We start from the raw sequence: 25,834 nt of genomic DNA, 5'->3' as shown, positions 1-25,834 counted from the left end.
CGCCGCCCGACCAGCGGCCCCACCCATCCCGAAAGGGCACAGCGCATGGAGCAGTACGAGCCCGACAGCCTGTCCGCGGCGCAGCTGGCGGCGATACGGCGCAGCATGACGAGCGGCCGGGGCGCCCTCACCCGCCGTTCGATGCTGCGCGCGGGCGGCGTCGGGGCGCTCACGGTCGGCGGTCTCGCCGGCCTGAGCGCCTGCGGCATCCCGCCGGCCAAGCGGGAGGGCCAGGGGCCCGCGTCCATCGACGTGTCGGCCAAGGAGAAGACCGTCGCCTTCTCCAACTGGACCGAGTACATGGACGTCAGCGAGGACGAGAAGTCCCGCCCGACCCTGGAGGCGTTCACGAAGCGCACCGGGATCAAGGTCAAGTACACCGAGGACATCAACGACAACGTCGAGTTCTTCGGCAAGATCAAGCCGCAGCTCGCGGCCGGCCAGGACACCGGCCGCGACCTGATCTGCGTCACCGACTGGCTCGCCGCCCGCATCATCCGGCTCGGCTGGGCGCAGAAGCTCGACCCGGCCAACCTCCCCAACGCGTACGCGAACCTGTCCGCGCAGTTCCGCCGCCCCGACTGGGACCCGGGCCGCTCCTACTCGTACCCCTGGACCGGCATCTCGACCGTCATCGCCTACAACGTCAAGGCGACCGGCGGCAAGAAGGTCGACTCGGTCACCCAGCTCCTCGACGACCCCTCGCTCAAGGGCCGGGTCGGCTTCCTCACCGAGATGCGCGACTCCATCGGCATGACCCTGCTCGACATGGGCAAGGACCCCGGGAAGTTCACGGACGCCGACTACGACGCGGCGATCGGCCGCCTCCAGAAGGGCGTCGACAAGAAGCAGATCCGCCGCTTCACCGGCAACGACTACACCTCCGACCTGGACAAGGGCGACATCGCGGCCTGCCTCGCCTGGGCCGGCGACATCATCCAACTCCAGGCGGACAACCCGGACATCAAGTACGCCATCCCGGCGGCCGGTTACCTCACCTCCAGCGACAACCTGCTCGTCCCCGCGCAGGCCCGGCACAAGACGAACGCCGAGAAGCTCATCGACTACTACTACGAGCTTCCCGCCGCCGCCCAGCTCGCCGCGTACATCAACTACGTCTGCCCCGTCGACGGGGTGAAGGACGAGCTCACCAAGATCGACCCCGAGCTCGCCGGCAACAAGCTGATCCTCCCGGACAAGGCCATGGCCAAGAAGTCGCACGCCTTCCGCTCGCTCACCAGCGCGGAGGAGACGGCGTACGAGGAGAAGTTCGCCAAGCTCATCGGCGCCTGAGTCCGGCCTCGTCCACCTCTCTCACTCCCTGGGACCACAACCCATGACTGACAACACTGCTCACACTGGAAAGAACACGGGCGGCGGCGACGTCCGTCTCACCGGGATCAGCAAGTCGTACGGCTCGTTCACCGCCGTCCACCCGCTGGACCTGACCGTCCCGCAGGGCTCCTTCTTCGCCCTGCTCGGCGCCTCCGGCTGCGGCAAGACCACCACGCTGCGCATGATCGCCGGCCTGGAGGACCCGAGCACCGGCACCGTCTTCCTCGGCGACAAGGACGTCACCGACCTCCCGCCCTACAAGCGGCCGGTCAACACCGTCTTCCAGTCCTACGCGCTCTTCCCGCACATGGACATCACGGAGAACATCGCCTTCGGCCTGCGCCGCCGCGGCATCAAGTCGGTGAAGAAGCAGGTCGACGACATGCTGGAGCTCGTCCAGCTCGGCGACAAGGCCCACCACAAGCCGCACCAGCTCTCCGGCGGCCAGCAGCAGCGCGTCGCCGTGGCCCGCGCGCTCATCAACCACCCGCAGGTGCTGCTCCTCGACGAGCCGCTCGGCGCCCTCGACCTCAAGCTGCGCCGCCAGATGCAGCTGGAGCTCAAGCGGATCCAGACCGAGGTCGGCATCACCTTCGTGCACGTCACCCACGACCAGGAGGAGGCCATGACGATGGCCGACCAGGTCGCGGTGATGAACGGCGGCCGGGTCGAGCAGCTCGGCAACCCCGCCGACCTGTACGAGAACCCGCAGACCACCTTCGTCGCCAACTTCCTCGGCACCTCGAACCTCATCGAGGCCGAGGTCCTGGAGACCGGCACCGACGTGCTCGTCACGGCCGGCGGCGGCAAGCTCAAGGTGCCCGGCGGCCGCTGTACCTCCGCCGTCCGCCAGGGCGGCAAGGTGCTCGTGGGCGTCCGCCCGGAGAAGATCTCGCTCGCGCACGCCGACGACGCGGGCACGATCGCCGACGGCCGCAACCGGGTGACCGGCCGGATCGTCGACTCCTCCTTCATCGGGGTCTCCACCCAGTACGTGGTGAACTCGCCGGCGGGCGCGGAGCTCCAGGTGTACGAGCAGAACATCGAGCGGGACACGCGTCTGGTCCCCGGCGCCGAGGTCGTCCTGCACTGGAACCCGGCGCACACCTTCGGGCTCGACGCGGCCCAGGACATCGACGCGGGCGTGGAGACGGTGGAGGACGCCGGATGAGTACGTCCACGCTCACGAAAGAGGCGGCGGACCCGATAGAGGAACCGGTTCTGCGCAAGCCCTCCACCCGCAAGCGGCTCGTCCCGTACTGGCTGCTGCTGCCCGGCATCATCTGGCTGCTCGTCTTCTTCGCGCTGCCGATGGTCTACCAGGCCTCGACCTCCGTGCAGACCGGCTCCCTGGAGAAGGGCTTCGAGGTCACCTGGCACTTCCAGACCTACTGGGACGCCTTCCAGGAGTACTGGCCGCAGTTCGTCCGCTCCCTGCTGTACGCCGGGACCGCGACCCTGCTCTGCCTGCTGCTCGGCTACCCGCTGGCGTACCTGATCGCCTTCAAGGCCGGCCGCTGGCGGAACCTGCTCCTCGTCCTCGTCATCGCGCCGTTCTTCACCAGCTTCCTCATCCGCACGCTCGCGTGGAAGACGATCCTGGCCGACGACAGCGTCGTGGTGCAGGCGCTGAACGCCCTGCACTTCCTGGACGTGACCAGCTGGCTCGGCTGGACCGAGGGCGACCGCGTCCTGGCCACCCCGATGGCGGTGGTCACCGGTCTCACGTACAACTTCCTGCCCTTCATGATCCTGCCCCTCTACACGTCCCTGGAGCGGATCGACGGCCGGCTGCACGAGGCCGCGCAGGACCTGTACGCCTCCCCGGCGACCACCTTCCGCAAGGTGACCTTCCCGCTGTCGATGCCCGGCGTCGTCTCCGGCACCCTGCTCACGTTCATCCCGGCGAGCGGCGACTACGTCAACGCCGAACTGCTCGGCTCCACCGACACCAAGATGGTCGGAAACGTCATCCAGTCGCAGTTCCTCCGGGTGCTCGACTACCCGACGGCCGCCGCGCTCTCCTTCATCCTCATGGCGATCGTGCTCGGCATGGTCACCGTGTACATCCGCCGTGCCGGAACGGAGGACCTGGTCTGATGCGCTGGGTACGACGCAACCTCGTCGTCATCGCGGGCCTGCTGACGCTCGCGTACATGATCCTGCCCAACATCGTCGTGATGGCGTTCTCCTTCAACAAGCCGAAGGGACGCTTCAACTACTCCTGGCAGGAGTTCTCGCTCGACGCCTGGAAGGACCCCTGCGGCGTCGCCGACATGTGCGAGTCGCTCTCGCTCTCGCTCCAGCTCGCCGCCTGGGCGACGTTCGGAGCGGTCGTCCTCGGCACGATGATCGCCTTCGCGCTGGTCCGCTACCGCTTCCGGGCGCGCGGCGCGATCAACTCGCTGATCTTCCTGCCGATGGCGATGCCCGAGGTCGTCATGGCCGCCTCCCTGCTCACGCTCTTCCTCAACATGGGCGTCGAGCTGGGCTTCTGGACGGTCCTGATCGCCCACATCATGTTCTGTCTGTCGTTCGTCGTGACGGCGGTCAAGGCCCGGGTCATGTCCATGGACCCGCGCCTGGAGGAGGCCGCGCGCGACCTCTACGCGGGACCCGCGCAGACCTTCCTGCGCGTGACCCTGCCGATCGCCGCGCCCGGCATCGCGGCCGGTGCGCTGCTCGCCTTCGCGCTCTCGTTCGACGACTTCATCATCACCAACTTCAACGCGGGCTCCACCGTCACCTTCCCCATGTTCGTCTGGGGCTCGGCGCAGCGCGGCACCCCCGTTCAGATCAACGTCATCGGCACGGCGATGTTCGTCATCGCGGTACTGATGGTCATGGCCGGGCAGATCATCACGAACCGGCGCAAGAAGACAGCAACCGCCTGACCGTTCAGAGGTCAGGCACCGAAGGAGTTGGAAACCATGGCCCCAGTCGCCATGCGTCTCGCTGCACAATCTCTCTCCGACGCCCAGCCCGTCCCCTTCTGGCTGGAAGACCCCGGCAAGCCCGGAGCCCTGCCCGCCCTCGCCGGCACCGAGAAGACCGATCTCCTCGTGGTCGGCGGCGGATACAGCGGACTGTGGACCGCGCTCCTCGCCAAGGAGCGCGACCCCTCCCGGGATGTCGTACTGATCGAAGGCCGCGAGGTGGGCTGGGCCGCCTCGGGCCGCAACGGAGGCTTCTGCGCCGCCTCCCTCACCCACGGCTTCGGCAACGGGCTCGCCCGCTGGCCGGGCGAGCTGTCGCGGCTGGAGCGGATGGGTGAGCGGAACCTCGACGCCATCGAGGAGACCGTGGCCCGCTACGGGCTCGACTGCGAGTTCGAGCGCACCGGCGAGATCGACGTCGCCACCGAGCCGTACCAGGTGGAGGAGCTCCACGAGTGGTACGAGGAGGCGAACCGGATCGGTCTCGCCGACGGCCTGGAGTTCCTGGACCAGGCCGCCGTGCGGGCCGAGGTCGACTCGCCGACCTTCCTCGGCGGCATGTGGGACAAGCGCGGCGTCGCCATGGTCCACCCGGCCAAGCTGGCCTGGGGCCTGAAGAAGGCCTGCCTCGACCTGGGCGTCCGGATCTACGAGAACACCCCCGGTCTGCAACTGGTCTCGGTCGGCGCCGGCATGGGCGTCCGCACCCCGTACGGCAAGGTCGTCGCCCGTCGCGTCGCGCTCGGCACCAACGTCTTCCCGTCGCTGGTCAGGCGCGTCCGCGCGTACACCGTCCCGGTCTACGACTACGCCCTGATGACCGAGCCGCTCAGCCCCGAGCAGCTCGCCTCCGTCGGCTGGAAGAACCGGCAGGGGCTCGGCGACTCCGCGAACCAGTTCCACTACTTCCGGATCACCGCCGACCACCGCATCCTGTGGGGCGGCTACGACGCCATCTACCGCTACGGCGGCAAGGTGCAGTCGGAGATGGACCACCGCCCGGAGACGTACCTCAAGCTGGCCGAGCACTTCTTCCGCTGCTTCCCGCAGCTGGAGGGGCTCCGCTTCAGCCACGCCTGGGGCGGCGCGATCGACACCTGCTCGCGCTTCTCGGCCTTCTTCGGCACGGCGCACCAAGGGAAGGTGGCGTACGCGGCCGGGTTCACCGGCCTCGGCGTCGGCGCGACCCGCTTCGGCGGCGACGTCATGCTCGACCTGCTCGCGGGGGAGCGGACCGAGCGCACCGACCTGGAGATGGTCCGCTCCAAGCCGCTGCCCTTCCCGCCCGAGCCCGTCGCCTGGGCCGGCATCGGCATCACCAAGTGGTCGCTCGCCCGCGCCGACGAGAACGGCGGCCGGCGGAACCTGTGGTTGAAGACGATGGACAAGCTGGGCCTCGGCTTCGACAGCTGACCCCGCGATGTGACGCAGGTCACTCTCGGTTCGTGGTCGAAGCCGCGTAAGAGAAGCCCCCGTACCCGCTCTCTCCGTGTGGACATCCGGTCCACACGGAAGGAGAACGTCGCGATGACTGGTACGGGGGCTTCTGGCGCCAAGGCCGCGGTCGAGTGGCTGGTCTCGGTCGCACCGGATCCGGACGCCTGCCGGTGGGAGTGGGAGCGCAACCCGCACGGGGTCGCGCTGCTGCCCGCCGGCCGGCGCTGGGACGTGCTGATCCTGCCGGGCGAGCTCGGCTATCCCACGCTCGACGTGCTGACCCGGCTCGTCGACCGGCCGGGACCCGTCCTGGCCGACTTCGGCGAGGCCCGGATGGGCTTCTTCGTCCCCCCGGGAACCGCCGCCCGCTGGCTCGGCACCGGTGTGCGCGGCGCGGGCGCCGGCACCTGGATCGTCGCCCCGTACCCGGGGCGGGTCACCGGCCGGGTGCGCTGGCTGGTGGCGCCCGACGGCCTGGGCACCCTCACCGACGCCTCGCTCCTGGAACTGGCGATGCACGAGGCGGCGGGTCGGCTGGCCAGGGGGGAGGGTCCGCACTGAAGGGGCTCCGGGCCGGACAGAGGTCTTGACCACTCGATTGGTCTGGACCATGCTGTGGCGCGCTCCACCTCGATTCCCCCACGCACGGAGGCAGTTGTGGACCGCACCAGACCCCTCACCCTGCTGTTGGCGGGCTCCCTCGCCGCCGGCGGGCTCCTCGCACTCACCCCCGCGGCCCAGGCCGCCGACACCGAACTCGCCCGCAACGGCGGCTTCGAGGCAGGCCTCGACGGCTGGACCTGTACGGCGGGCAGCGGCGCCGTCGTCCCGTCACCCGTGCACGGCGGGACGAAGGCGCTCCAGGCCACCCCGGCCGGCAGCGACAACGCGAAGTGCTCCCAGACCGTGACCGTGAAGCCCAACTCCAGCTACACGCTCAGCGGCTGGGTGCGCGGCAGCTACGTCTACCTCGGCGCCTCCGGCACCGGCACCACCGACGTCTCCACCTGGACGGCCTCCGCCCCCGACTGGCAGAAGCTCAGCACCACCTTCACCACCGGCGCCTCGACCACCTCGGTCACGATCTACACCCACGGCTGGTACGGCACCCCCGCCTACCAGGCCGACGACCTCTCCCTGTACGGCCCCGGCGGCGACCCCGTCCAGCTCCCGGCCGCCCCCACCGGCCTCACCACCGGCTCCCCGACCTCCACCTCCGTGCCGCTGAGCTGGACCGCGGTCCCGGCAGCCACCTCGTACAACGTCTACCAGGGGTCCACCAAGGTCCAGACGGTCACCGGCACCACGGCCACCGTCTCCGGCCTCACGGCCTCCACCCCGTACACCTTCCAGGTCACCGCCGTGAACAGCGCCGGCGAGTCCCCGAAGTCGGCCTCCGCGACCGCGACGACGACCTCCGGCGGCGGGGGCGGGGGCGGCGGCCTGCCCGCGCACGCCCTCGTCGGCTACCTCCACGCCAGTTTCGCCAACGGCTCCGGCTACACCCGTATGGCCGACGTCCCCGACTCCTGGGACGTCATCGACCTCGCCTTCGGCGAACCGACCTCGGTGACCTCCGGCGACATCCGCTTCACCCTCTGCCCGGTCACGGAGTGCCCGAACGCCGAATCCCCGGCCGAGTTCAAGGCGGCGATCAAGGCCAAGCAGGCCGCCGGCAAGAAGGTCCTCATCTCCATCGGCGGCCAGAACGGCCAGGTGCAGCTCGCCACCACGGCGGCCCGCGACACCTTCGTCACGTCGGTATCGAAGATCATCGACGAATACGGCCTCGACGGCCTGGACATCGACTTCGAAGGCCACTCCCTCTCGCTCCAGACCGGCGACACCGACTTCCGGAACCCGACCAGCCCGGTCGTCGTCAACCTGATCCAGGCGGTCAGGACCCTCAAGGCCACGTACGGCTCCGGCTTCGTCCTCACGATGGCCCCGGAGACCTTCTTCGTCCAGCTCGGCTACCAGTACTACGGCTCCGGCCCCTGGGGCGGCCAGGACCCGCGCGCCGGCGCCTACCTGCCGGTCATCCACGCCCTGCGCGACGACCTGACCCTGCTCCACGTCCAGGACTACAACTCGGGCTCCATCATGGGCCTCGACAACCAGTACCACTCGATGGGCGGCGCCGACTTCCACATCGCCATGACCGACATGCTCCTCACCGGCTTCCCGGTCGCCGGCAACGCGGACCGCTTCTTCCCGCCGCTGCGCCCCGAGCAGATCGCCGTCGGCCTCCCCGCCTCCACCCAGGCGGGCAACGGCCACACGGCCCCGGCCGAGGTGAACAAGGCCCTCGACTGCCTCACGAAGAAGAGCAACTGCGGCACCTACCAGACCCACGGCACCTGGCCCGCCCTGCGCGGCCTGATGACCTGGTCGGTCAACTGGGACCGGTACAACCAGTGGGAGTTCAGCCGTAACTTCGACGCGTACAACTGGAGCTGACGGTCAGCAGGAGCAGCGACAGGCAGAGACTGGCGCACACGTCCAGCGGCCAGTGGAAGCCCCGCAGCACAAGACCGGTCCCCGTCACCGCCGTCAGCACGGCGGCGACGGGGATCAGGCGGTTCGAGACGAGGAAGGCGGCGCCGAAGTACGCGACCGCCGCCGTGGCCGTATGACCTGACGGGTAGTAGCCGTGGGCCCAGGGCTCCAGGGGGCCGGGCCGCGCGGTCCACTCCTTCAAGGAGATCACCAGAAGAGGTACGGCGGCCATCGCGAGCCCCGCGTACAGGGCGGCGGCGCGCCGGCCGCGCCACACCGCGTACGCCATCGCGCAGCCGAGGACCGGCAGGGCGACCGTCATGTTGCCGAGGTCGGAGGCGAGTTCGCTCAGGGGCCGGGGGACCGTGTCCACCAGGGACCGGGACACCCGCTCGTCGAGCCTGGCCAAGGGGCCGTGGACGAGCACCTGCCAGGTCACGACGGCGAGGGCGACGAGCGCCGAGAAGAGAGCCGGCCGCCCTGGAACAGGGGGGGTGGTTCCAGGGCGGCCGAGGGGATCGGGCTGCCGCGCGCCCCGGGGGGTGTGGGGCGGGCGGCCATCCGATCGGTGAGGAGTCCCGGAGCACGAGGCTCCGGCGGTGTGCTCGAAGGCACGGTGCGGACGGTGCTGGGGAGGCGCCGTCCGGGGTGTTTCTCTCATCTGTGGAAACCGTACGTCACGCGGCAGGGGGCCGACAGCGGGAAACGCGTCCCGCCATCGGCCCCCCACAGAGTCTTCACACCGTGTGCCTGATCGGTCCTCAGACGGTCGCGAGCGCGGCCTCGATGACGTCCAGACCGTCGTTGAGCAGGTCCTCGCCGATGACCAGCGGCGGCAGGAAGCGCAGCACGTTGCCGTAGGTGCCACAGGTGAGGACCAGGACGCCCTCGTTGTGGCAGTACTTGGCGAGCGCGGCGGCGGCCTCGGCGTGCGGCTCCTTCGTCGCCGGGTCCTTCACCAGCTCGATGGCGATCATGGCGCCGCGGCCACGGATGTCACCGATGACCGGGAACTTCTCCTGCATCGCGGTGAGGCGGGCCTTCATGACCTCCTCGATGCGCCTGGCCTTGCCGTTGAGGTCGAGCTCCTTCATCGTCTCGATGGCGCCGAGCGCACCGGCGCAGGCCACCGGGTTGCCGCCGTAGGTGCCGCCCAGACCGCCGCCGTGGACGGAGTCCATGATCTCGGCGCGGCCGGTGACGGCGGCGAGCGGCAGACCGCCCGCGATGCCCTTGGCGGTGGTGATGAGGTCCGGGACGATGCCCTCGTCCTCGCAGGCGAACCACTGGCCGGTACGGCAGAAGCCGGCCTGGATCTCGTCCGCGACGAAGACGATGCCGTTGTCGTTGGCGAACTTCACGATCGCCGGCAGGAAGCCCTTGGCCGGCTCGATGAAGCCGCCCTCGCCGAGGACCGGCTCGATGACGATCGCGGCGACGTTCTCGGCGCCGATCTGCTTGGTGATGTTGTCGATCGCCTGGGCGGCGGCCTCGGGGCCGCAGTTCTCGGCACCGGTGGGCCAGCGGTAGCCGTAGGCGACCGGCACACGGTAGACCTCGGGCGCGAACGGACCGAAGCCCTGCTTGTACGGCATGTTCTTCGCCGTCATGCCCATGGTGAGGTTCGTACGGCCGTGGTAGCCGTGGTCGAACACGACGACGGCCTGGCGCTTGGTGTACGAGCGGGCGATCTTCACCGCGTTCTCGACGGCCTCGGCGCCCGAGTTGAACAGCGCGGACTTCTTGGCGTGGTCGCCCGGGGTCAGCTCGGCCAGCGCCTCGCAGACCTCCACGTAACCCTCGTACGGCGTCACCATGAAACAGGTGTGGGTGAAGTCCTGGAGCTGCGCGGACGCGCGGCGCACGACGGCCTCGGCGGAGGCGCCGACCGAGGTCACGGCGATGCCGGAACCGAAGTCGATCAGCAGGTTGCCGTCGACGTCCTCGATGATGCCGTCGCCGGCCCGCTTGGTGAAGACGGGCAGCGTCGAGCCGACGCCACCGGCGACCGTGCCGAGACGGCGGGCCTGAAGCTCCTGCGACTTCGGACCGGGGATGGCGGTGACGACGCGCCGCTCCTGCGGGACAGCGTTCATGCGGGGCTCCTGGGGGTGGTTCTGGACGCACTTGCGGGTTTCCTCCGCAGGCTAGGCGCGGCGGAGGGCCTCCGGCATGCGCCGTTCGGGAGTGGTGGCGGGTGTGTCGTTGTCCGGGATGGACATGGCGGCTCCGCTTCCGCGGGCGGGCACGCCTCCGCCGGGCCGTGGCCGGATCCCTGCCGTGCCCTGGCCGGGTCACGACGCGTCGGGCCCGCCCTCGGCCGTACGGGTGGTCGAATCCCCTCCCGGGGCCGCCGGGCCCACTAGATTTGGCGTGGCACAGAGGCGGCGACCTGGCTGGTCAGGGGGCAGGGGTTCATGGAGACCGACGGCACGTACGAGTCACGCGACACGAAGGGGGGGGCGGTGCCGCATCCGGCGGCGCCGGTCGGGGTACCCGCCCCCCAGGTCCCTCCCGCCCCTCACGTACGTCCCGCCGCCCCCGCGTATCCGGACGTGCCGCCGGGCCTCGCCCGGAAAGCGGGGACCGGATCCACGTCGCCGAGCGTCCCGCCCATGCCGTCCCAGGCTCCGGGGCAGCCCAGGGCGTCGGCATCGTCCGTCGCCTCGTGGCTGGACGCTCCGCGCCCGAAGGCGGGGCTCGGCGTCTGGCGGTTTCGGTACGTTCCGCCGCCTGAGGAGGCCACGCGCCTCGCGCCCATCACCCTTTTCGGGATGCTGATTCCCGTGATCGTCGCCATCGTCGTCTGGCCGCTCTGGAAGAACGGCCAGTTCCCCTATTCGGTGACCTTGATGCGGGGCCTCACCCCGCCGGAGTGGTGGACGGGCCTGAACACGCCGAGGGTGTGGCAGGGCGTCGCGGTGCACACGATCTTCAACGCCGTCCTCTTCTTCGGCCTCGTGATGGTGGCCGTCAAGCTCGGCTCCTGGGGCAAGATCATCCGCCACTACCTGGACAAGAGCCGTCCGCCGGTGCGCGCCGCGCTCACGGGGGCGGGGGCCCTCATCGGTCTGGGGGCCGTTCTGCCCGAGCCCCTGCACCTCGGCTGGGCGGCAGTGCCCGTCGTCAACCCGATCCTGTACGTCATCGCTCTGATGACCGGCGGCTGGGACATCGCCGCGTCGCCGGTCGTCGTCTACACCGTGTACGTGTTGTGCGCGACGGCAGTCGTCTGGCCGTGCGCTCAGGCCGGCGAGTGGGCGAGCTTCTTCCGGCAGTGGCGTTCCCAGTCCACCGCAGCCGCCCCGGCCCCCGCCGCCCCGGTCGGCCCTGAGACCCCCCGCTCGCAATGGCCCGAGCTGCGGGAAGCGGGCGGGCATCGAGCCGCGGACATGCTCACCGGTGATCTCGCTGCCGGGCGGATGAACGACGTCGACTGCGCGCGGGTGCGCCGTACCTGGAAGGAAAGCGACCGGGACGCCGTACGACGGGCCGCCTTCGTCGATGCCCTCGTCCGCCAGGGCGCCGCCGCCGGTGCGCACCCGTCGGGTGACCGCGACCTGCCGAACCGTTCGGCCGTCCACGACCTGCTCCTGAGCCAGGTCCGCGTGGGCAGGTGGGTCGCCGGCGACCGAGGCTCCCGCGCCTATGACGGCGCGGGTCTCGCGCTCGACCCCGCGCTGCTCGGCACCTCCCTCCTGGCGGTGGGCCCTTCCGGGGCGGGCAAGACCCGCTCCCTCGTCGCGCCCGTCGTCGAGTCGCTCTCCCTCCAGGCCCTCACCGGCGCCTGCGCCGTCGTCGCCGTCGGAGGGGCGGGAACGCCGCTCGGCCCGGACGAGGCGTACGACGTCGTGATCCGCCTCGGTGACCCCGCCTCCCGGTACGACCTGGACCTGTACGCCGGGGCCACGGACCCGGACGAGGCCGCCGTCTGTCTGGCCGAGGGACTGGTCGGCGACGTGGAGGGCATGGAGACACGACGCGCCGCCACCGTGCTCGCCCAGCTCATCGGCCCCTACCGGACCGCGTACGGGCGCTTCCCCACCGTCCCGGTCCTGCGGGAGCTGCTCGAAGCCCGCCCCGAGACCCTGCGGGCGCTGCTCGACCTGCTGCCGGCCGACGGAGCACAGGCGATGCGCCGGGAACTGGAGTCCCGGCTCTCCCAGGTCGGCACCGCGACCGACCTGGGCCCCGTGCTCGCCGACCGGCTCGCGGCCCTCGACCGGCCTGCCTTCGCCGAGTTCTTCGGCGGGGGCCCGGACGAGCGGGCCTTCTCCCTGCGGGCCGTCGGCCAACATCCGATCCGGGTACGGATCAGCCTGCCGGACGGTGGCCACGAGGAGGCCGCGCGCCTGCTCAACCGGCTGCTGCTCGCCCAGTTCCAGCACGTCACCCGGGACGGTGCCGGACGGGGGCCCTTCGCCTGTCTGGTGTTCGACGATGCGGCGGGAGCGATCACGCCCGGCGCTCTTCGGGCCCTCCAGCGGCTGCGCACGCAGAACGCGGGTGTCGTGCTCGCCCTCCGCACCCTCGCGGAGGTGCCCGAGGCGCTGCACGGGCCGTTCCTCGCGGTCGTCGGCTGCCGGATGGCCTTCGCGGGTCTTCCCACCTGGGACGGCGGCGCCTTCGCCGGGGCGTGGGGCACCGAGCGGGTCCAGACCACCGAGGTGGCCCACCACACCGTCTTCGCCGACCAGCCCATGACCCGCGCCATCCACGCCCTGCGCAAGCTGGTGACCGGCAAGGCCGTGACCACCGAGGCCGTCACCGTGCGGGAGGTGGAGCGGGAGCGCTGGTCCGCCTCGGACCTCGCGCACACCGTGCCTCCCGGCCATGCCGTCCTCTCCCTGCGCCATGTGCGCGGCGAGCAGGTACCGCCCATGCTGGTGGACCTGCGGGGCTGAGTCTGTTCGCCTCTCGCGTCGACCCGCGGGGCGGAGTCGGCTCGCCTCTCGTGTCGACCTGCGAGCCTGACCCGGCTCGCCTCTCGCGCCGACCTGCAAGCCTGACCCGGCTCACCCCCCGCGTCGCCGACCGTCTCACCCCTCGCGGCGCCCGCGCGGCCCGTCGGGCGTGCTGGCACAATCGGGGGCGCCGCTCAGTTGAGCGGCGCCTCCCCGCCTCCGTGCTCGGCTCCCCCCGCGCACGGTCCTCGCTCAAAGGTCCGACGGTCCCCAATGCCGCCCACCCTCGCCTCGCTCGTCCAGCACTCCGCCCTCAAGCTCATCGTCCGTGCCGGTGAGGACCGCCTCGACACCCCCGTCCGCTGGGCTCATGTCAGCGAGCTCGCCGACCCCGTCCCGTACATGGAGGGCGGTGAGCTCCTCCTCACCACCGCGCTCACGCTCGACGCGGAGGACCTGGACGCGATGCGCCGCTACGTGCGGCGGCTGCTCGGCGCCGGGGTGGTCGGGCTCGGTTTCGCCGTCGGCGTCAACTACGAGGAGATCCCGCCGGCCCTGCTCGACGCGGCCCGCGAGGAGCATCTGCCGTTGCTCGAAGTGCCGCGCCGGACGCCGTTCCTCGCCATCAGCAAGGCCGTGTCCGCGGCCATCTCCGCCGACCAGTACCGCGCCGTCACGGCCGGTTTCGAGGCCCAGCGCGAGCTGACCCGCGCCGCGCTCGCGGAGGGTCCCGAGGCCGTCGTCGCCCGGCTCGCCGCGCACGTCGACGGCTGGGCCGCCCTGTACGACGCCTCCGGCACCGTCGTCGCCGTCTCGCCCGACTGGGCGGCGCGCCGGGCCGCCCGGCTCACCCCCGACGTGGAGCGGCTGCGCGAGCGGCCCGCGCCCGCCAGCGCGGTCGTCGGCGGTACGGACGACCGCGTCGAGCTCCAGTCGCTCGGCACCGGACGCCGGGTCCGCGGTGCCCTCGCCGTCGGTACGGGCGCGCCCCTCGGCACGGCCGAGCGCTACGCGGTGCACTCGGCGATCGCCCTGCTCACCCTCACGACGGAACGTTCCCGCTCGCTCCAGGCGGCCGAGCAGCGGCTCGGCGCGGCGGTCCTGCGCCTGATGCTGGAGGGCCGGCCCGAGCCCGCCCGCGCGGTGGCCGGCGACCTGTACGGAGGACTGCTCGACGCCCCGTACCGGCTGCTCGTCGCCGAGCCCGCCGGGGGGCAGCCGACCGGGGAGCCGCCGCTGCCGGCGCTCGCCGAGGCCCTGGAGGCCGCCGCCGCCCGCGCGGGCGAGTCGGTGCTCACGGTCGCCGAGAGCGAGCGGCGGCTCGTCGTCCTCGCCGCGGACGGAGGCGCGGTCGTCGCCGCCTGCGAGGGCTACGCGGAGCGGGAGGCGGAGGACGCCGGTGTCGTCGTCGGCCTGTCGGCCCTGGCGGGCCCGAGCGCCGCCGCAGCCGCGTACAAGCAGGCCGAGCAGGCCCTCTCGGTCGCCCGGCGGCGGGGCAGGGCGCTCGTCGAGCACGAGGACCTGGCGGCCGGCTCGGTGCTTCCGCTCCTCGCCGACGACGCCGTCCGCGCCTTCGCCGACGGGATGCTCCGCGCGCTGCGGGAGCACGACGCGACCGGTCGCGGCGACCTGGTGGCCTCGCTGCGCGCCTGGCTCTCCCGGCACGGGCAGTGGGACGCGGCCGCGGCGGACCTGGGCGTCCACCGGCACACGCTGCGCTACCGGATGCGCCGGGTGGAGGAGATCCTCGGCCGCTCGCTGGACGATCCGGACGTACGGATGGAGCTGTGGCTGGCCCTGAAGGCGACGGGGGAGAGCGGGGAGTAGCGGGGAGCCTTCAGATCTCACCCGTGCTCTCCAAGGCTCCCCGGGCCTACCCGGGTTCCCCGGGCCTACCCGGGCCCACCCGGGCCCACCCGGGGAGTCACCGCGACCCCCCGGAGCCCCCGGACTCCCCGGGGCCCTACGCGTCCGCCCCGCCCCCCACGCCCCCGTCGTCGCCCTCGCCGCCCCGCCTCACGCTCCTGCGTTGTGCGTCGCGGACCACCTCTCCGCCCAGCAGCGTCAGGGTCGCCGCCGCGCGGACCCAGCGGGGTCCGCCGCGTGCCGCCCACACCACCGAGGCGCAGCCGGCGACGGCCAGGACCAGGACGCCGATCAGTACGTAAAGGATCATGTCTTCCCCCTGTGGTCGTGCGGTCCCGGACATCCTCCCACCCCTCCGCATGGGTCCCGGGAGGCTCTTCGTCGCCCAAATTCCGCTACTCCTGCCCGAATCCGGGCAGTTTTCTTGGTCTTAGGGGCTATCACTCCTTACTCTCCTGCTCATGACAAGCCCCGCCGTCGACCCGGCCCCCGAGACGCACCCGGCCGCCCCCGCACCCCGTACCGGCGGAGCCCCCGCCGCTCCCGCCCGCCGGATCACCGGCGCCGTCTGGGCCGCGCTCGGCATCGTGTACGTCGTCTGGGGGTCCACGTACCTCGGGATCCGGATCGTCGTCGAGACCCTCCCGCCGTTCCTCTCCGGCGGCGCCCGGTTCATCACCGCCGGCCTGCTCCTCGCCGCGATCGTCGCCTGGCGGCAGGGCCCCGCCGCCCTCAAGGTCACGCGCCGGGAGCTCGGCTCCGCCGTCCTCGTCGGCCTGCTGCTCATCCTCGGCGGCAACGGCCTCGTCGTCCTCGCCGAGACCTCCATACCCTCCGGCCTCGCCGCGCTCCTCGTCGCCGCCGTCCCCGTCTGGGTCGTCCTGCTCCGCGCGCTCTCCGGCGACCGCCCCGGTCTCGGCGCCCTCGGCGGCGTCCTGCTCGGCTTCGCCGGCCTCGGCGTCCTCACCGTCCCGGGCCTGAGCGGCGCGGTGAAGATCGGCGGCGTGGTCCTCGTCCTCGTCGCCGCCCTGCTGTGGTCCGTCGGCTCCGTCTCCTCCGCCCGGCTGCCGCTGCCCGCCAACCCCTTCACGGCGAGCGCGTACGAGATGCTGGCCGGCGGCCTCGCCGCGCTCACCCTCGGCCTCGTGCGCGGCGAACAGCACGGCCTGGACCTGGGCGCCGTCTCCGGCCGCTCCTGGGCCGCCCTCGCGTACCTCGTCGTCTTCGGCTCGCTCGTCGCCTTCACCGCGTACGCCTGGCTCCTCCAGACCGCCCCGGTCTCCCTCGCCGCCACCTACGCCTACGTGAACCCGGTCGTCGCCGTCCTGCTCGGCGCCCTCGTCCTGAACGAGGCCCTGACCTGGCCGATCCTCCTCGGCGGCGCGATCGTCGTCGGCGGTGTCTGCCTGATCGTCTCGACCGAGCGGCGCGGATGATCATCCGTCCCCTGGCCTGAAGCCGCTTGACGTCCGCACCGGCGCCAAGCGCTGGGAGTACGTGCCGCCCCGCCGGACCGACATCTGCGCCGCCGGCGCCCGCGCGCCGGTGCCACCGGCTTCTGCCCGCTTCGTTCTGTCCGCTTCGGCCAAAGCGGACAGCGCCGGTACCACCACCACTCCACACCGGACAAACCCACGTTCGCCCGCTCGGCCCTAACGTGTCACGAGAGCAAACGCTCGCTCCCCGAAACGGAAAGGGCCGGGACGCAATGACGACCACCCACGCCTTCTGGCTCGCCAGCCGCGAGGCCACCGGCGACACCACCTTCGACGTCACGAACTCGTACGACGGACGTCTGGTCGGCAAGGTCAGCGTGCCCACCGAGGCCCAGGTCGAGGAGGCCGTCGCCGCCGCGCACGCCGTCGTCGACGAGTTCGCCGCGACCCCGGCGCACGTCCGCGCCGCCGCCCTCGACCACGTGTCGAAGCGGCTCGCCGAGCGCACCGAGGAGATCGCCCAGGTGATCTCCGCCGAGAACGGCAAGCCCATCAAGTGGGCCCGCGGCGAGGTCGGCCGTGCCGTCTCCGTCTTCCGTTTCGCCGCCGAGGAGACCCGCCGCTGGAACGCCGGCGAGGCCCAGCGCCTGGACACCGAGGCCGGCGGCGTGGGCCGCCTGGCGCTCGTCCGCCGCATCCCCAAGGGCGTCGTCCTCGGCATCGCGCCGTTCAACTTCCCGCTGAACCTCGGCGCCCACAAGGTCGCCCCGGCCATCGCCGTCGGCGCCCCGATCATCCTCAAGCCGGCCCCGGCCACCCCGATCTCCTCCATGATCCTGGGCGAGATCCTGGCTGAGACCGACCTCCCGGCCGGCTCCTGGTCGGTCCTGCCGGTCCCCAACGACCGCATGCCCGCCCTCGTCCAGGACGAGCGCCTCCCGGTCATCTCCTTCACCGGCTCCGACAAGGTCGGCTACGCCATCAAGGAGTCCGTGCCGCACAAGCACGTCACCCTGGAGCTCGGCGGCAACGCCGCGGCCGTCGTCCTCCCGGACTGGTCCACCGAGGCCGACCTGGACTGGGCCGCGACCCGCATCGCGACCTTCTCCAACTACCAGGGCGGCCAGTCCTGCATCTCCGTGCAGCGCGTGATCGCCGACGCCTCGGTCTACGACCGCCTGGTGCCGAAGATCGTCGCCGCCGTCGAGGCGCAGGTCACCGGTGACCCGGCGGACGGCGCCACCGACGTCGGCCCGCTCGTCGACGAGAACGCCGCCAAGCGCGTCGAGTCCTGGGTCGACGAGGCCGTCGCGGCCGGTGCGAAGCTCCTGGCCGGCGGCAAGCGCGAGGGCGCGGCCTACGCCCCGACCGTCCTCACCGACCTCCCGGCCGACGTCACCCTGGCCCGCGCCGAGGTCTTCGGCCCGGTCCTGACCATCGCCAAGGTCGACGGCGAGGCCGAGGCCTTCGCCGCGGTCAACGACTCGGACTTCGGCCTCCAGGCCGGTGTCTTCACCCACGACCTGCAGACCGCGTTCCGCGCCCACCGCGCGCTCGAGGTCGGCGGCGTGATCGTCGGCGACGTCCCGTCCTACCGCGCCGACCAGATGCCGTACGGCGGTGCCAAGCGCTCCGGCGTCGGCCGCGAGGGCGTCAAGTACGCGATGGACGACTACACCTACGAGCGCGTGCTCGTCCTGACGGGCCTCGCCCTCTAAGGGGCACGCCTCACGAGGCCTCGCCCTCTAAGGGGCACGCCTCACGAGGCCCCGCCCTCCAAGGCGCACGCCTCACGAGACCAGGCGGTCCGAGCCCACTGTGCGGGGGCTCGGACCGCCTTTCCTCATGAGACGGGGGTGTCGACGAGGCGCACGACCTCGGCCGGGCCCGCGCGGAAGGCCTTGTTCGCGGTGCCCGCCGCGGCCATGTGCGGGGCGACGTCGTGCGCGGCGAGGGCCTCGGCCGAGCCCCAGCGCTCGATCAGGGCGAAGCGGTCGGGATCGTCGGCGACCCGGTGCAGGTCGTACTGCAGGCAGCCCTCCTCCGCCCGTACGAGAGGCGCGAGCGCCCGGAAGGCGGCGACCTGTTCGTCGCCCCGGCCGGGCAGGGTGCTGACGAGGACGATGAGCTTGATCGGCTGCTGAGACATGCCGCGGACCCTACGCGCGGCCCGTCCGGCGCCGTCGGTCCGTCTCACCAGAAGGACGTACCCGGAGGATTCCCCTCCTCTTTCCGGACCCGCCGATATCGGGTACGACGGACAGGAAGCCCAAGGAGGTGTCCATGTCCGCACCCGCCCAGCGGCCCAAGGTCACCGAGCGCGAGGCCCGGCAGGTCGCCGAGGCCGCGCGCGAGCGGGACTGGCGCAAACCGAGCTTCGCCAAGGAGCTGTTCCTCGGCCGCTTCCGCCTCGACCTCGTCCACCCGCACCCGCTCCCCGCCGCCGAGGACGTCCGGCGCGGCGAGGCCTTCCTCGCCGTCCTCCGCGACTTCTGCGCGACCCGGATCGACGGCGCCCGCATCGAACGCGAGGCCCGCATCCCCGACGAGACGATCACCGGACTCAAGGAGATCGGCGCCCTCGGGATGAAGATCGACCCGAAGTACGGCGGGCTCGGCCTCACCCAGCTGTACTACAACCGGGCCCTCGCCCTCGTCGGCTCCGCCAGCCCCGCCGTCGGCGCGCTGCTCTCCGCGCATCAGTCGATCGGCGTACCGCAGCCGCTGAAACTCTTCGGCACCCAGGAGCAGAAGGACGCCTTCCTGCCCCGGCTCACCCGCACCGACCTCTCCGCCTTCCTGCTCACCGAGCCGGACGTCGGCTCGGACCCGGCGCGCCTGGCCACCACCGCCGTACCGGACGGGGACGGGTACGTCCTCGACGGCGTGAAGCTCTGGACCACCAACGGCGTCGTCGCCGACCTGCTCGTCGTCATGGCCCGCGTCCCCGCCTCCGAGGGCCACCCCGGCGGCATCACCGCCTTCGTCGTCGAGGGCGACGCGCCCGGCATCACCGTCGAGCACCGCAACGCCTTCATGGGCCTGCGCGGCCTGGAGAACGGCGTCACCCGCCTCCACCAGGTCCGGGTCCCCGCCGCACACCGCATCGGCCCCGAGGGCGCCGGCCTCAAGATCGCCCTCACCACCCTCAACACCGGGCGGCTCTCCCTCCCCGCCGCCTGCGCGGGCGCCGCCAAATGGTGCCTGAAGATCGCCCGCGAATGGTCGGCGGAGCGCGAGCAGTGGGGCAGGCCGATCGCCCGCCACGAGGCCGTCGGCACCAAGATCTCCTTCATCGCGGCCACCGCCTTCGCCCTGGAGGCCGTCGTCGACCTCGCCTCCCAGCTCGCCGACGAGGACCGCAACGACATCCGCATCGAGGCCGCCCTCGCCAAGCTGTACGGCTCCGAGAAGGCCTGGCTGATCGCCGACGAACTCGTCCAGATCCGGGGCGGCCGCGGCTACGAGACCGCCGACTCGCTCGCCGCCCGCGGCGAACGGGCCGTCCCCGCGGAGCAGTTGCTCCGCGACCTCCGCATCAACCGGATCTTCGAGGGCTCCACCGAGATCATGCACCTGCTGATCGCCCGCGAGGCCGTCGACGCCCACCTCTCCGTCGCAGGCGACCTCATCGACCCCGACAAGTCCCTCGGCGAGAAGGCGCGGGCCGGCGCCCGGGCGGGCGGCTTCTACGCCCGCTGGCTGCCGGGACTCGTCACGGGCCCCGGACAGCTGCCCGGTGCGTACGGCGAGTTCGGCGCCCTGGCCGTCCACCTCCGGTACGTCGAGCGGACCTCCCGCAAGCTCGCCCGGTCCACCTTCTACGCGATGTCCCGCTGGCAGGGGCGCATGGAGCTCAAGCAGGCCTTCCTCGGGCGGATCGTGGACATCGGGGCGGAACTCTTCGCGATGAGCGCGGCGTGCGTCCGCGCGGAGCTGCTGCGCACGACGACGGAGCACGGCGGTGAGGCGCGGGAACTCGCGGACGCCTTCTGCCGCCAGGCACGCCTGCGCGTAGAGGACCTCTTCCGCGGCCTCTGGTCCAACACGGACGACCTCGACCGGCGGATCGTCGACCGGGTCCTGGCGGGGCGTTACGTCTGGCTGGAGGCGGGGATCGTGGACCCGAGCGACGAGGGCCCCTGGATCGCGGACGCGACACCGGGCCCGTCGACCCGCCCGAACGCCCACCGAAAGCTCCCCTGAGGGGTGGCCGGGGCCCGGTTGGTCCACCTGGCGGACCGGGCCCCGGCGCGTCCCCGTCGCACGGCAGGATGCCCCCGTGACCGTCATCGACATCCCCGGCTCCAAGTCCGTCACCGCCCGCGCGCTGTTCCTCGCCGCCGCCGCGGAGGGCACCACCACCCTGCTGCGTCCGCTCGTCTCGGACGACACGGAGGGGTTCGCCGAGGGGCTCGGCTCGCTCGGCTACGGCGTGCGCCGGGAGGCCGACGCCTGGCACATCGAGGGGCGGCCCGCCGGGCCCGGCGTCACCGAGGCCGACGTGTACTGCCGGGACGGGGCCACCACCGCCCGCTTCCTGCCGACCCTCGCCGCCGCCGGCCACGGGACGTACCGCTTCGACGCCTCCGCGCAGATGCGCCGCCGGCCCCTCGGCCCGCTGAGCACCGCCCTGCGCGCGCTCGGCGTCGACCTCCGCCATGGGGGGAAGGACGGGCACCACCCGCTCGACGTCCACGCCGCCGGAGTGAAGGGCGGGGCGCTCACGCTCGACGCCGGGCAGTCCTCCCAGTACCTCACCGCGCTGCTCATGCTCGGCCCGCTCACCGCCGAGGGCCTCGACATCACCGTCACGGACCTGGTCTCGGAGCCGTACGTCGAGATCACGCTCGCGATGATGCGGGCCTTCGGGGCCGACGTACGCCAGGAGGGGCGGACCTACCGGGTCGCCCCCACCGGCTACACCGCGCGGACGTACGGCATCGAGCCCGACGCCTCCACCGCCAGCTACTTCTTCGCGGCAGCCGCACTCCAGCCCGGCCGTTCCGTCACGGTCCCCGGCCTCGGGACCGGCGCCCTCCAGGGCGATCTGGCCTTCGTCGACGTACTGCGCCGCATGGGCGCCGACGTCGAGATCGGCGATACCGCCACCACCGTCCGCTCCACCGGCACCCTCCGCGGCCTCACCGTCAACATGCGGGACATCTCCGACACCATGCCGACCCTCGCCGCGATCGCGCCCTTCGCCGACGGCCCGGTCCGCATCGAGGACGTCGCGAACACCCGCGTGAAGGAGTGCGACCGGCTCGACGCCTGCGCCGAGAACCTGCGCCGCCTCGGGATCGCCGTGCACACCGGTCCCGACTGGATCGAGATCCACCCCGGCACCCCGGCAGGACCCGTCGAGATCGCCACGCACGGCGACCACCGGATCGTCATGTCCTTCGCGGTCACGGGCCTGCGCACCCCCGGGATCAGCTTCGACGACCCCGGCTGCGTGAAGAAGACGTTCCCCGACTTCCACCGCGTGTTCGACACGTTCACCCGCACCCCGTGAAGACCGCACGGTCTTTGCGGCAAGAATGGGGGGCATGAGCGACCGCCCCTCTCCTCTCGCCGACCCGCACATCGCCTTCGATGTCTCCGAAGGACGCCGGGACATCGTCGTCCTCGGTTCGACCGGGTCCATCGGCACGCAGGCCATCGACCTGGTCCTGCGCAACCCCGTCCGGTTCCGGGTCACCGCCCTCGCCGCCTCCGGCAGCCGGATCGGGCTGCTCGCCGAGCAGGCGCACCGGCTGCATGTCCGGACGGTCGCGGTCGCCCGCGAGGACGCGGTCGAGGAACTGCGTACGGCCCTGAAGGCGCTGTACGGCTCCGAGCCCCTGCCCGAGATCCTCGCGGGCCCGGACGCGGCCACTCAGGTCGCCGCCTCCCCGTGCCACACCGTCCTCAACGGCATCACCGGCTCCATCGGCCTCGCGCCCACCCTCGCCGCCCTCGAAGCCGGCCGCACCCTCGCCCTCGCCAACAAGGAGTCGCTGATCGTCGGCGGCCCGCTGGTGAAGGCGCTCGCGAAGCCGGGCCAGATCATCCCGGTCGACTCCGAGCACGCGGCCCTGTTCCAGGCGCTCGCCGCCGGCACCCGCGCCGACGTCCGCAAGCTGGTCGTGACGGCCTCCGGCGGCCCCTTCCGCGGCCGTACGCGCGAGCAGCTGGCCCACGTCACCCGCGAGGACGCCCTCGCGCACCCGACCTGGGCCATGGGCCCGGTCATCACGATCAACAGCGCGACCCTGGTGAACAAGGGCCTGGAGGTCATCGAGGCCCATCTGCTCTACGACATCCCGTTCGACCGCATCGAGGTCGTCGTCCACCCGCAGTCGTACGTCCACTCGATGGTCGAGTTCACGGACGGCTCCACGCTCGCCCAGGCCACCCCGCCGGACATGCGCGGCCCGATCGCCATCGGCATCGGCTGGCCCGAGCGCGTCCCGGACGCGGCCCCCGCCTTCGACTGGACCAAGGCCTCCACCTGGGAGTTCTTCCCGCTCGACACCGAGGCCTTCCCGTCCGTCGGCCTGGCCAGGCACGTGGGCGAGCTGGGCGGCACCGCCCCCGCCGTCTTCAACGCCGCGAACGAGGAGTGCGTCGAGGCGTTTCTCGCCGGACGCCTGCCGTTCAACGGAATCATGGATACGGTCACTGCGGTCGTCACCGAGCACGGGAACCCCGCCAGGGGAACCTCGCTCACGGTGTCGGACGTCCTCGAAGCGGAGACCTGGGCACGGGCCCGGGCCCGAGAGCTCGCAGCGAAGGCAACAGCGGAGGCCCGCGCATGACCGAAATGCTCCTGTACGCCCTGGGCATCGTGCTGTTCGCCCTGGGCCTCCTCGTCTCCATCGCGTGGCACGAGCTCGGCCACCTCTCCACGGCCAAGCTCTTCGGCATCCGCGTCCCGCAGTACATGGTCGGCTTCGGCCCCACCATCTGGTCGAGGAAGCGCGGCGATACCGAGTACGGCATCAAGGCCATCCCCGCCGGCGGCTACATCCGCATGATCGGCATGTTCCCGCCGGGCGAGGACGGCAAGATCGAGGCCCGCTCCACCTCGCCCTGGCGCTCGATGATCGAGGACGCCCGGGAGGCCTCGTACGAGGAGCTCCTGCCCGGCGACGAGACGCGGCTGTTCTACACGCGCAAGCCGTGGAAGCGCGTCATCGTGATGTTCGCCGGGCCGTTCATGAACCTGGTCCTGGCGGCCGTGCTGTTCTTCGGCTCGATGATGACGCTCGGCATCGAGGGCCAGACGACCCAGGTCGCCGGCGTCCAGAAGTGCGTCATCGAGCAGAGCGAGAAGCGCGACGCGTGCAAGGCGGGCGACCCCGTCTCCCCGGCGTTCAAGGCCGGCCTGAAGGACGGCGACAGGATCGTCGCCTTCAACGGCGCGCCGGTGTCCGACTGGGACACCCTCTCCGACCGCATCCGCGACACCATCGGCCCCGCCACGGTCACCGTCGAGCGGGCCGGGCAGCGCATCGACCTGCACCCGACGCTGGTCTCCAACAAGGTCCCGAAGAAGGACGCGGACGGCAAGGTCGTCCAGCCGGTGACGTACATCGACGCCGGCTACCTCGGCTTCGCCTCGAAGACCGAGGTCGCGCCCCTCAGCTTCGGCGAGACCACCGAGCGCATGACCGACCTCATGGAGAACGGCGTCCACTCGGTGATCGCCCTCCCCGGCAAGATCCCCGGCCTCTGGGACGCCACCTTCGGCGACGGCAAGCGCGCCGAGGACTCGCCGGTCGGTGTCGTCGGCGCGGCCAGGATCACCGGCGAGCTGATGACCGTCGAGGCCCCGAAGACGACGATCCTCGTGATGTTCATGAACCTGCTGGTCATGTTCAACGTCTCGCTGTTCCTGTTCAACATGCTCCCGCTGCTGCCGCTCGACGGCGGACACATCGCGGGCGCCCTGTGGGAGTCCCTGCGCCGCCAGCTGGCCCGGATCTTCAAGCGCCCCGACCCCGGCCCGTTCGACGTGGCCAAGCTGATGCCCGCCGCCTACGTGGTGGCCGGCGTCTTCGTCTGCTTCACCCTGCTCGTCCTCGCCGCCGACATCGTCAACCCGGTGAAGATCACGTAATCCCCAGGGGGGCCGCACCCGGTGGTGTCCGGCCCCCCGCCCCCGGGGCGGTAACCTCGGAACCCTGAGCCCGCCGACGCACAACCTTGAGGTTGCACTTCAGATGACCGCGATTTCTCTCGGTATCCCGACCGTTCCGACCCGGCTCGCCGAGCGGCGCAAGAGCCGCCAGATCCAGGTCGGCAGCGTGGCCGTCGGCGGTGACGCGCCCGTCTCCGTCCAGTCGATGACGACGACCCGCACCTCCGACATCGGCGCCACGCTCCAGCAGATCGCCGAGCTGACCGCCTCCGGCTGCCAGATCGTGCGCGTGGCCTGCCCGACCCAGGACGACGCCGACGCGCTCGCCACGATCGCCCGGAAGTCCTCCATCCCGGTCATCGCCGACATCCACTTCCAGCCGAAGTACGTCTTCGCCGCGATCGACGCCGGCTGCGCCGCCGTCCGCGTCAACCCCGGCAACATCAAGCAGTTCGACGACAAGGTCAAGGAGATCGCCAAGGCGGCCTCCGACGCCGGCACCCCGATCCGGATCGGCGTCAACGCCGGCTCGCTCGACGCCCGCCTCCTCAAGAAGTACGGCAAGGCCACCCCCGAGGCGCTCGTCGAGTCCGCCCTCTGGGAGGCGTCCCTCTTCGAGGAGCACGACTTCCGCGACATCAAGATCTCGGTCAAGCACAACGACCCGGTCGTCATGGTCGAGGCCTACCGCCAGCTCGCCGCCCAGTGCGACTACCCGCTGCACCTCGGCGTCACCGAGGCGGGCCCGGCCTTCCAGGGCACCATCAAGTCGGCCGTCGCCTTCGGCGCCCTGCTCTCCCAGGGCATCGGCGACACCATCCGCGTCTCCCTCTCCGCGCCGCCGGCCGAGGAGATCAAGGTCGGCATGCAGATCCTGGAGTCGCTGAACCTGCGCCAGCGCCGCCTGGAGATCGTCTCCTGCCCGTCCTGCGGCCGCGCCCAGGTCGACGTCTACAAGCTCGCCGAGGAGGTCACCGCCGGCCTCGACGGCATGACCGTCCCGCTCCGCGTCGCCGTCATGGGCTGCGTCGTCAACGGCCCCGGCGAGGCCCGCGAGGCCGACCTCGGCGTCGCCTCCGGCAACGGCAAGGGCCAGATCTTCGTGAAGGGCGAGGTCATCAAGACCGTCCCCGAGTCGAAGATCGTCGAGACCCTCATCGAGGAAGCCCTCAAGATCGCCGAGCAGATGGAGAAGGACGGCGTCGCCAGCGGCGAGCCGACGGTCGCCATCGCCGGCTGACCCTTCCCGGAACCCCTCGCCGAGCCCCTCCGCCCCACCCGGCGGAGGGGCTC

20 protein-coding genes are annotated in these 25,834 nt (G+C 71.7%); 16 read left to right on the top strand and 4 right to left on the bottom strand.

Annotated elements, in window-relative coordinates; all coding sequences use genetic code 11:
* Window positions 1–45 precede the first annotated feature (45 nt).
* From ACZ7HT_RS02240 to ACZ7HT_RS02210, 7 genes are all read left to right on the top strand, one after another.
* Window positions 46–1,293: an ABC transporter substrate-binding protein gene (locus tag ACZ7HT_RS02240; RefSeq protein ID WP_471158810.1), complete on the top strand. Its 1,248-nt coding sequence runs from the start codon at window positions 46–48 to the stop codon at window positions 1,291–1,293.
* A gap of 43 nt (window positions 1,294–1,336) precedes the next feature.
* Entirely contained in the window at window positions 1,337–2,506 is a 1,170-nt protein-coding gene (locus tag ACZ7HT_RS02235; protein WP_471158808.1) for an ABC transporter ATP-binding protein, read from the top strand.
* On the top strand, window positions 2,503–3,435 hold the full coding sequence (locus ACZ7HT_RS02230; RefSeq protein WP_471158806.1) for an ABC transporter permease: 933 nt from the start codon (window positions 2,503–2,505) through the stop codon (window positions 3,433–3,435). The genes ACZ7HT_RS02235 and ACZ7HT_RS02230 overlap by 4 nt, the downstream gene beginning before the upstream one ends.
* Window positions 3,435–4,229, top strand: coding sequence for an ABC transporter permease (locus ACZ7HT_RS02225; protein ID WP_471158804.1), 795 nt, complete (start codon window positions 3,435–3,437; stop codon window positions 4,227–4,229). Before ACZ7HT_RS02230 ends, ACZ7HT_RS02225 begins: the two co-directional genes overlap by 1 nt.
* 36 nt (window positions 4,230–4,265) lie before the next feature.
* A complete protein-coding gene (locus ACZ7HT_RS02220; protein ID WP_471158802.1) occupies window positions 4,266–5,684 on the top strand; it encodes an NAD(P)/FAD-dependent oxidoreductase in 1,419 nt (472 codons plus the stop codon).
* A 114-nt stretch (window positions 5,685–5,798) separates the two neighbouring features.
* Window positions 5,799–6,269 carry a bifunctional DNA primase/polymerase gene (locus tag ACZ7HT_RS02215; RefSeq protein ID WP_471158800.1) on the top strand — a complete coding sequence of 157 codons (471 nt, stop codon included), beginning with the start codon at window positions 5,799–5,801 and terminating at the stop codon, window positions 6,267–6,269.
* Between the two features lie 96 nt (window positions 6,270–6,365).
* On the top strand, window positions 6,366–8,168 hold the full coding sequence (locus ACZ7HT_RS02210) for a chitinase (RefSeq protein ID WP_471158798.1): 1,803 nt from the start codon (window positions 6,366–6,368) through the stop codon (window positions 8,166–8,168).
* On the opposite strand, the gene ACZ7HT_RS02205 is transcribed toward ACZ7HT_RS02210, so the two are convergent.
* Window positions 8,134–8,868, bottom strand: coding sequence for a phosphatase PAP2 family protein (locus ACZ7HT_RS02205; RefSeq protein WP_471158796.1), 735 nt, complete (start codon window positions 8,866–8,868; stop codon window positions 8,134–8,136). The two genes, ACZ7HT_RS02210 and ACZ7HT_RS02205, sit on opposite strands and share 35 nt — an antisense overlap.
* Before the next feature lie 100 nt (window positions 8,869–8,968).
* On the bottom strand, window positions 8,969–10,303 hold the full coding sequence (gene gabT / locus ACZ7HT_RS02200) for a 4-aminobutyrate--2-oxoglutarate transaminase (protein ID WP_471158794.1): 1,335 nt from the start codon (window positions 10,301–10,303) through the stop codon (window positions 8,969–8,971).
* 678 nt (window positions 10,304–10,981) lie between these two features.
* Here gabT and ACZ7HT_RS02195 point away from each other — a divergent pair.
* Together ACZ7HT_RS02195 and ACZ7HT_RS02190 are read left to right on the top strand one after the other, a co-directional pair.
* Window positions 10,982–13,111, top strand: a complete 2,130-nt coding sequence (locus ACZ7HT_RS02195; RefSeq protein WP_471158792.1) for an ATP/GTP-binding protein — start codon at window positions 10,982–10,984, stop codon at window positions 13,109–13,111.
* A gap of 273 nt (window positions 13,112–13,384) precedes the next feature.
* Complete coding sequence (locus tag ACZ7HT_RS02190) at window positions 13,385–14,938, top strand: PucR family transcriptional regulator (RefSeq protein ID WP_471158790.1); 1,554 nt, start codon at window positions 13,385–13,387, stop codon at window positions 14,936–14,938.
* 136 nt (window positions 14,939–15,074) lie between these two features.
* Here ACZ7HT_RS02190 and ACZ7HT_RS02185 read toward each other — a convergent pair whose 3' ends face one another.
* A complete protein-coding gene (locus ACZ7HT_RS02185; protein ID WP_471158788.1) occupies window positions 15,075–15,287 on the bottom strand; it encodes a hypothetical protein in 213 nt (70 codons plus the stop codon).
* A gap of 151 nt (window positions 15,288–15,438) precedes the next feature.
* Between ACZ7HT_RS02185 and ACZ7HT_RS02180 the strand changes: the two genes are divergently transcribed.
* The gene (locus ACZ7HT_RS02180) at window positions 15,439–16,413 is read left to right on the top strand and encodes an EamA family transporter (protein ID WP_471158785.1); all 975 of its coding nucleotides are present in this window, start codon (window positions 15,439–15,441) and stop codon (window positions 16,411–16,413) included.
* 272 nt (window positions 16,414–16,685) lie between these two features.
* A complete protein-coding gene (locus ACZ7HT_RS02175) occupies window positions 16,686–18,131 on the top strand; it encodes an aldehyde dehydrogenase family protein (protein ID WP_471158783.1) in 1,446 nt (481 codons plus the stop codon).
* A 125-nt stretch (window positions 18,132–18,256) separates the two neighbouring features.
* Here ACZ7HT_RS02175 and ACZ7HT_RS02170 read toward each other — a convergent pair whose 3' ends face one another.
* Window positions 18,257–18,562 (bottom strand): putative quinol monooxygenase, encoded by a 306-nt coding sequence (locus ACZ7HT_RS02170; RefSeq protein WP_471158781.1) that lies wholly within the window; start codon window positions 18,560–18,562, stop codon window positions 18,257–18,259.
* 134 nt (window positions 18,563–18,696) lie between these two features.
* Between ACZ7HT_RS02170 and ACZ7HT_RS02165 the strand changes: the two genes are divergently transcribed.
* The 5 genes from ACZ7HT_RS02165 to ispG all read left to right on the top strand — a co-directional run bounded on the left by ACZ7HT_RS02165 (window position 18,697) and on the right by ispG (window position 25,781).
* Window positions 18,697–20,619: an acyl-CoA dehydrogenase family protein gene (locus ACZ7HT_RS02165; protein ID WP_471158779.1), complete on the top strand. Its 1,923-nt coding sequence runs from the start codon at window positions 18,697–18,699 to the stop codon at window positions 20,617–20,619.
* Between the two features lie 76 nt (window positions 20,620–20,695).
* A complete protein-coding gene (gene aroA, locus ACZ7HT_RS02160; RefSeq protein ID WP_471158777.1) occupies window positions 20,696–21,931 on the top strand; it encodes a 3-phosphoshikimate 1-carboxyvinyltransferase in 1,236 nt (411 codons plus the stop codon).
* A gap of 34 nt (window positions 21,932–21,965) precedes the next feature.
* A complete protein-coding gene (dxr, locus tag ACZ7HT_RS02155; RefSeq protein WP_471158775.1) occupies window positions 21,966–23,216 on the top strand; it encodes a 1-deoxy-D-xylulose-5-phosphate reductoisomerase in 1,251 nt (416 codons plus the stop codon).
* Entirely contained in the window at window positions 23,213–24,520 is a 1,308-nt protein-coding gene (locus tag ACZ7HT_RS02150) for a M50 family metallopeptidase (RefSeq protein WP_471158773.1), read from the top strand. The genes dxr and ACZ7HT_RS02150 overlap by 4 nt, the downstream gene beginning before the upstream one ends.
* Window positions 24,521–24,623: 103 nt before the next feature.
* Entirely contained in the window at window positions 24,624–25,781 is a 1,158-nt protein-coding gene (gene ispG / locus ACZ7HT_RS02145; protein WP_471158771.1) for a flavodoxin-dependent (E)-4-hydroxy-3-methylbut-2-enyl-diphosphate synthase, read from the top strand.
* Window positions 25,782–25,834 lie beyond the last annotated feature (53 nt).

The organism is Streptomyces sp. NPDC037410 (genome assembly GCF_055602235.1).
The sequence above is the reverse complement of the archived record's forward strand: the minus strand, read 5'-3'. Positions and strand labels throughout refer to the sequence as shown.

Excerpts from the sequence above, each read along its gene's own strand:
- ACZ7HT_RS02240 (WP_471158810.1), top strand. The coding sequence starts at position 46 with ATGGAGCAGTACGAGCCCGACAGCCTGTCCGCGGCGCAGCTGGCGGCG.
- ACZ7HT_RS02235 (WP_471158808.1), top strand. The coding sequence starts at position 1,337 with ATGACTGACAACACTGCTCACACTGGAAAGAACACGGGCGGCGGCGAC.
- ACZ7HT_RS02230 (WP_471158806.1), top strand. The coding sequence starts at position 2,503 with ATGAGTACGTCCACGCTCACGAAAGAGGCGGCGGACCCGATAGAGGAA.
- ACZ7HT_RS02225 (WP_471158804.1), top strand. The coding sequence starts at position 3,435 with ATGCGCTGGGTACGACGCAACCTCGTCGTCATCGCGGGCCTGCTGACG.
- ACZ7HT_RS02220 (WP_471158802.1), top strand. The coding sequence starts at position 4,266 with ATGGCCCCAGTCGCCATGCGTCTCGCTGCACAATCTCTCTCCGACGCC.
- ACZ7HT_RS02215 (WP_471158800.1), top strand. The coding sequence starts at position 5,799 with ATGACTGGTACGGGGGCTTCTGGCGCCAAGGCCGCGGTCGAGTGGCTG.
- ACZ7HT_RS02205 (WP_471158796.1), bottom strand. The coding sequence starts at position 8,868 with ATGAGAGAAACACCCCGGACGGCGCCTCCCCAGCACCGTCCGCACCGT.
- gabT (WP_471158794.1), bottom strand. The coding sequence starts at position 10,303 with ATGAACGCTGTCCCGCAGGAGCGGCGCGTCGTCACCGCCATCCCCGGT.
- ACZ7HT_RS02195 (WP_471158792.1), top strand. The coding sequence starts at position 10,982 with ATGCTGATTCCCGTGATCGTCGCCATCGTCGTCTGGCCGCTCTGGAAG.
- ACZ7HT_RS02190 (WP_471158790.1), top strand. The coding sequence starts at position 13,385 with ATGCCGCCCACCCTCGCCTCGCTCGTCCAGCACTCCGCCCTCAAGCTC.
- ACZ7HT_RS02185 (WP_471158788.1), bottom strand. The coding sequence starts at position 15,287 with ATGATCCTTTACGTACTGATCGGCGTCCTGGTCCTGGCCGTCGCCGGC.
- ACZ7HT_RS02180 (WP_471158785.1), top strand. The coding sequence starts at position 15,439 with ATGACAAGCCCCGCCGTCGACCCGGCCCCCGAGACGCACCCGGCCGCC.
- ACZ7HT_RS02175 (WP_471158783.1), top strand. The coding sequence starts at position 16,686 with ATGACGACCACCCACGCCTTCTGGCTCGCCAGCCGCGAGGCCACCGGC.
- ACZ7HT_RS02170 (WP_471158781.1), bottom strand. The coding sequence starts at position 18,562 with ATGTCTCAGCAGCCGATCAAGCTCATCGTCCTCGTCAGCACCCTGCCC.
- ACZ7HT_RS02165 (WP_471158779.1), top strand. The coding sequence starts at position 18,697 with ATGTCCGCACCCGCCCAGCGGCCCAAGGTCACCGAGCGCGAGGCCCGG.
- dxr (WP_471158775.1), top strand. The coding sequence starts at position 21,966 with ATGAGCGACCGCCCCTCTCCTCTCGCCGACCCGCACATCGCCTTCGAT.
- ACZ7HT_RS02150 (WP_471158773.1), top strand. The coding sequence starts at position 23,213 with ATGACCGAAATGCTCCTGTACGCCCTGGGCATCGTGCTGTTCGCCCTG.
- ispG (WP_471158771.1), top strand. The coding sequence starts at position 24,624 with ATGACCGCGATTTCTCTCGGTATCCCGACCGTTCCGACCCGGCTCGCC.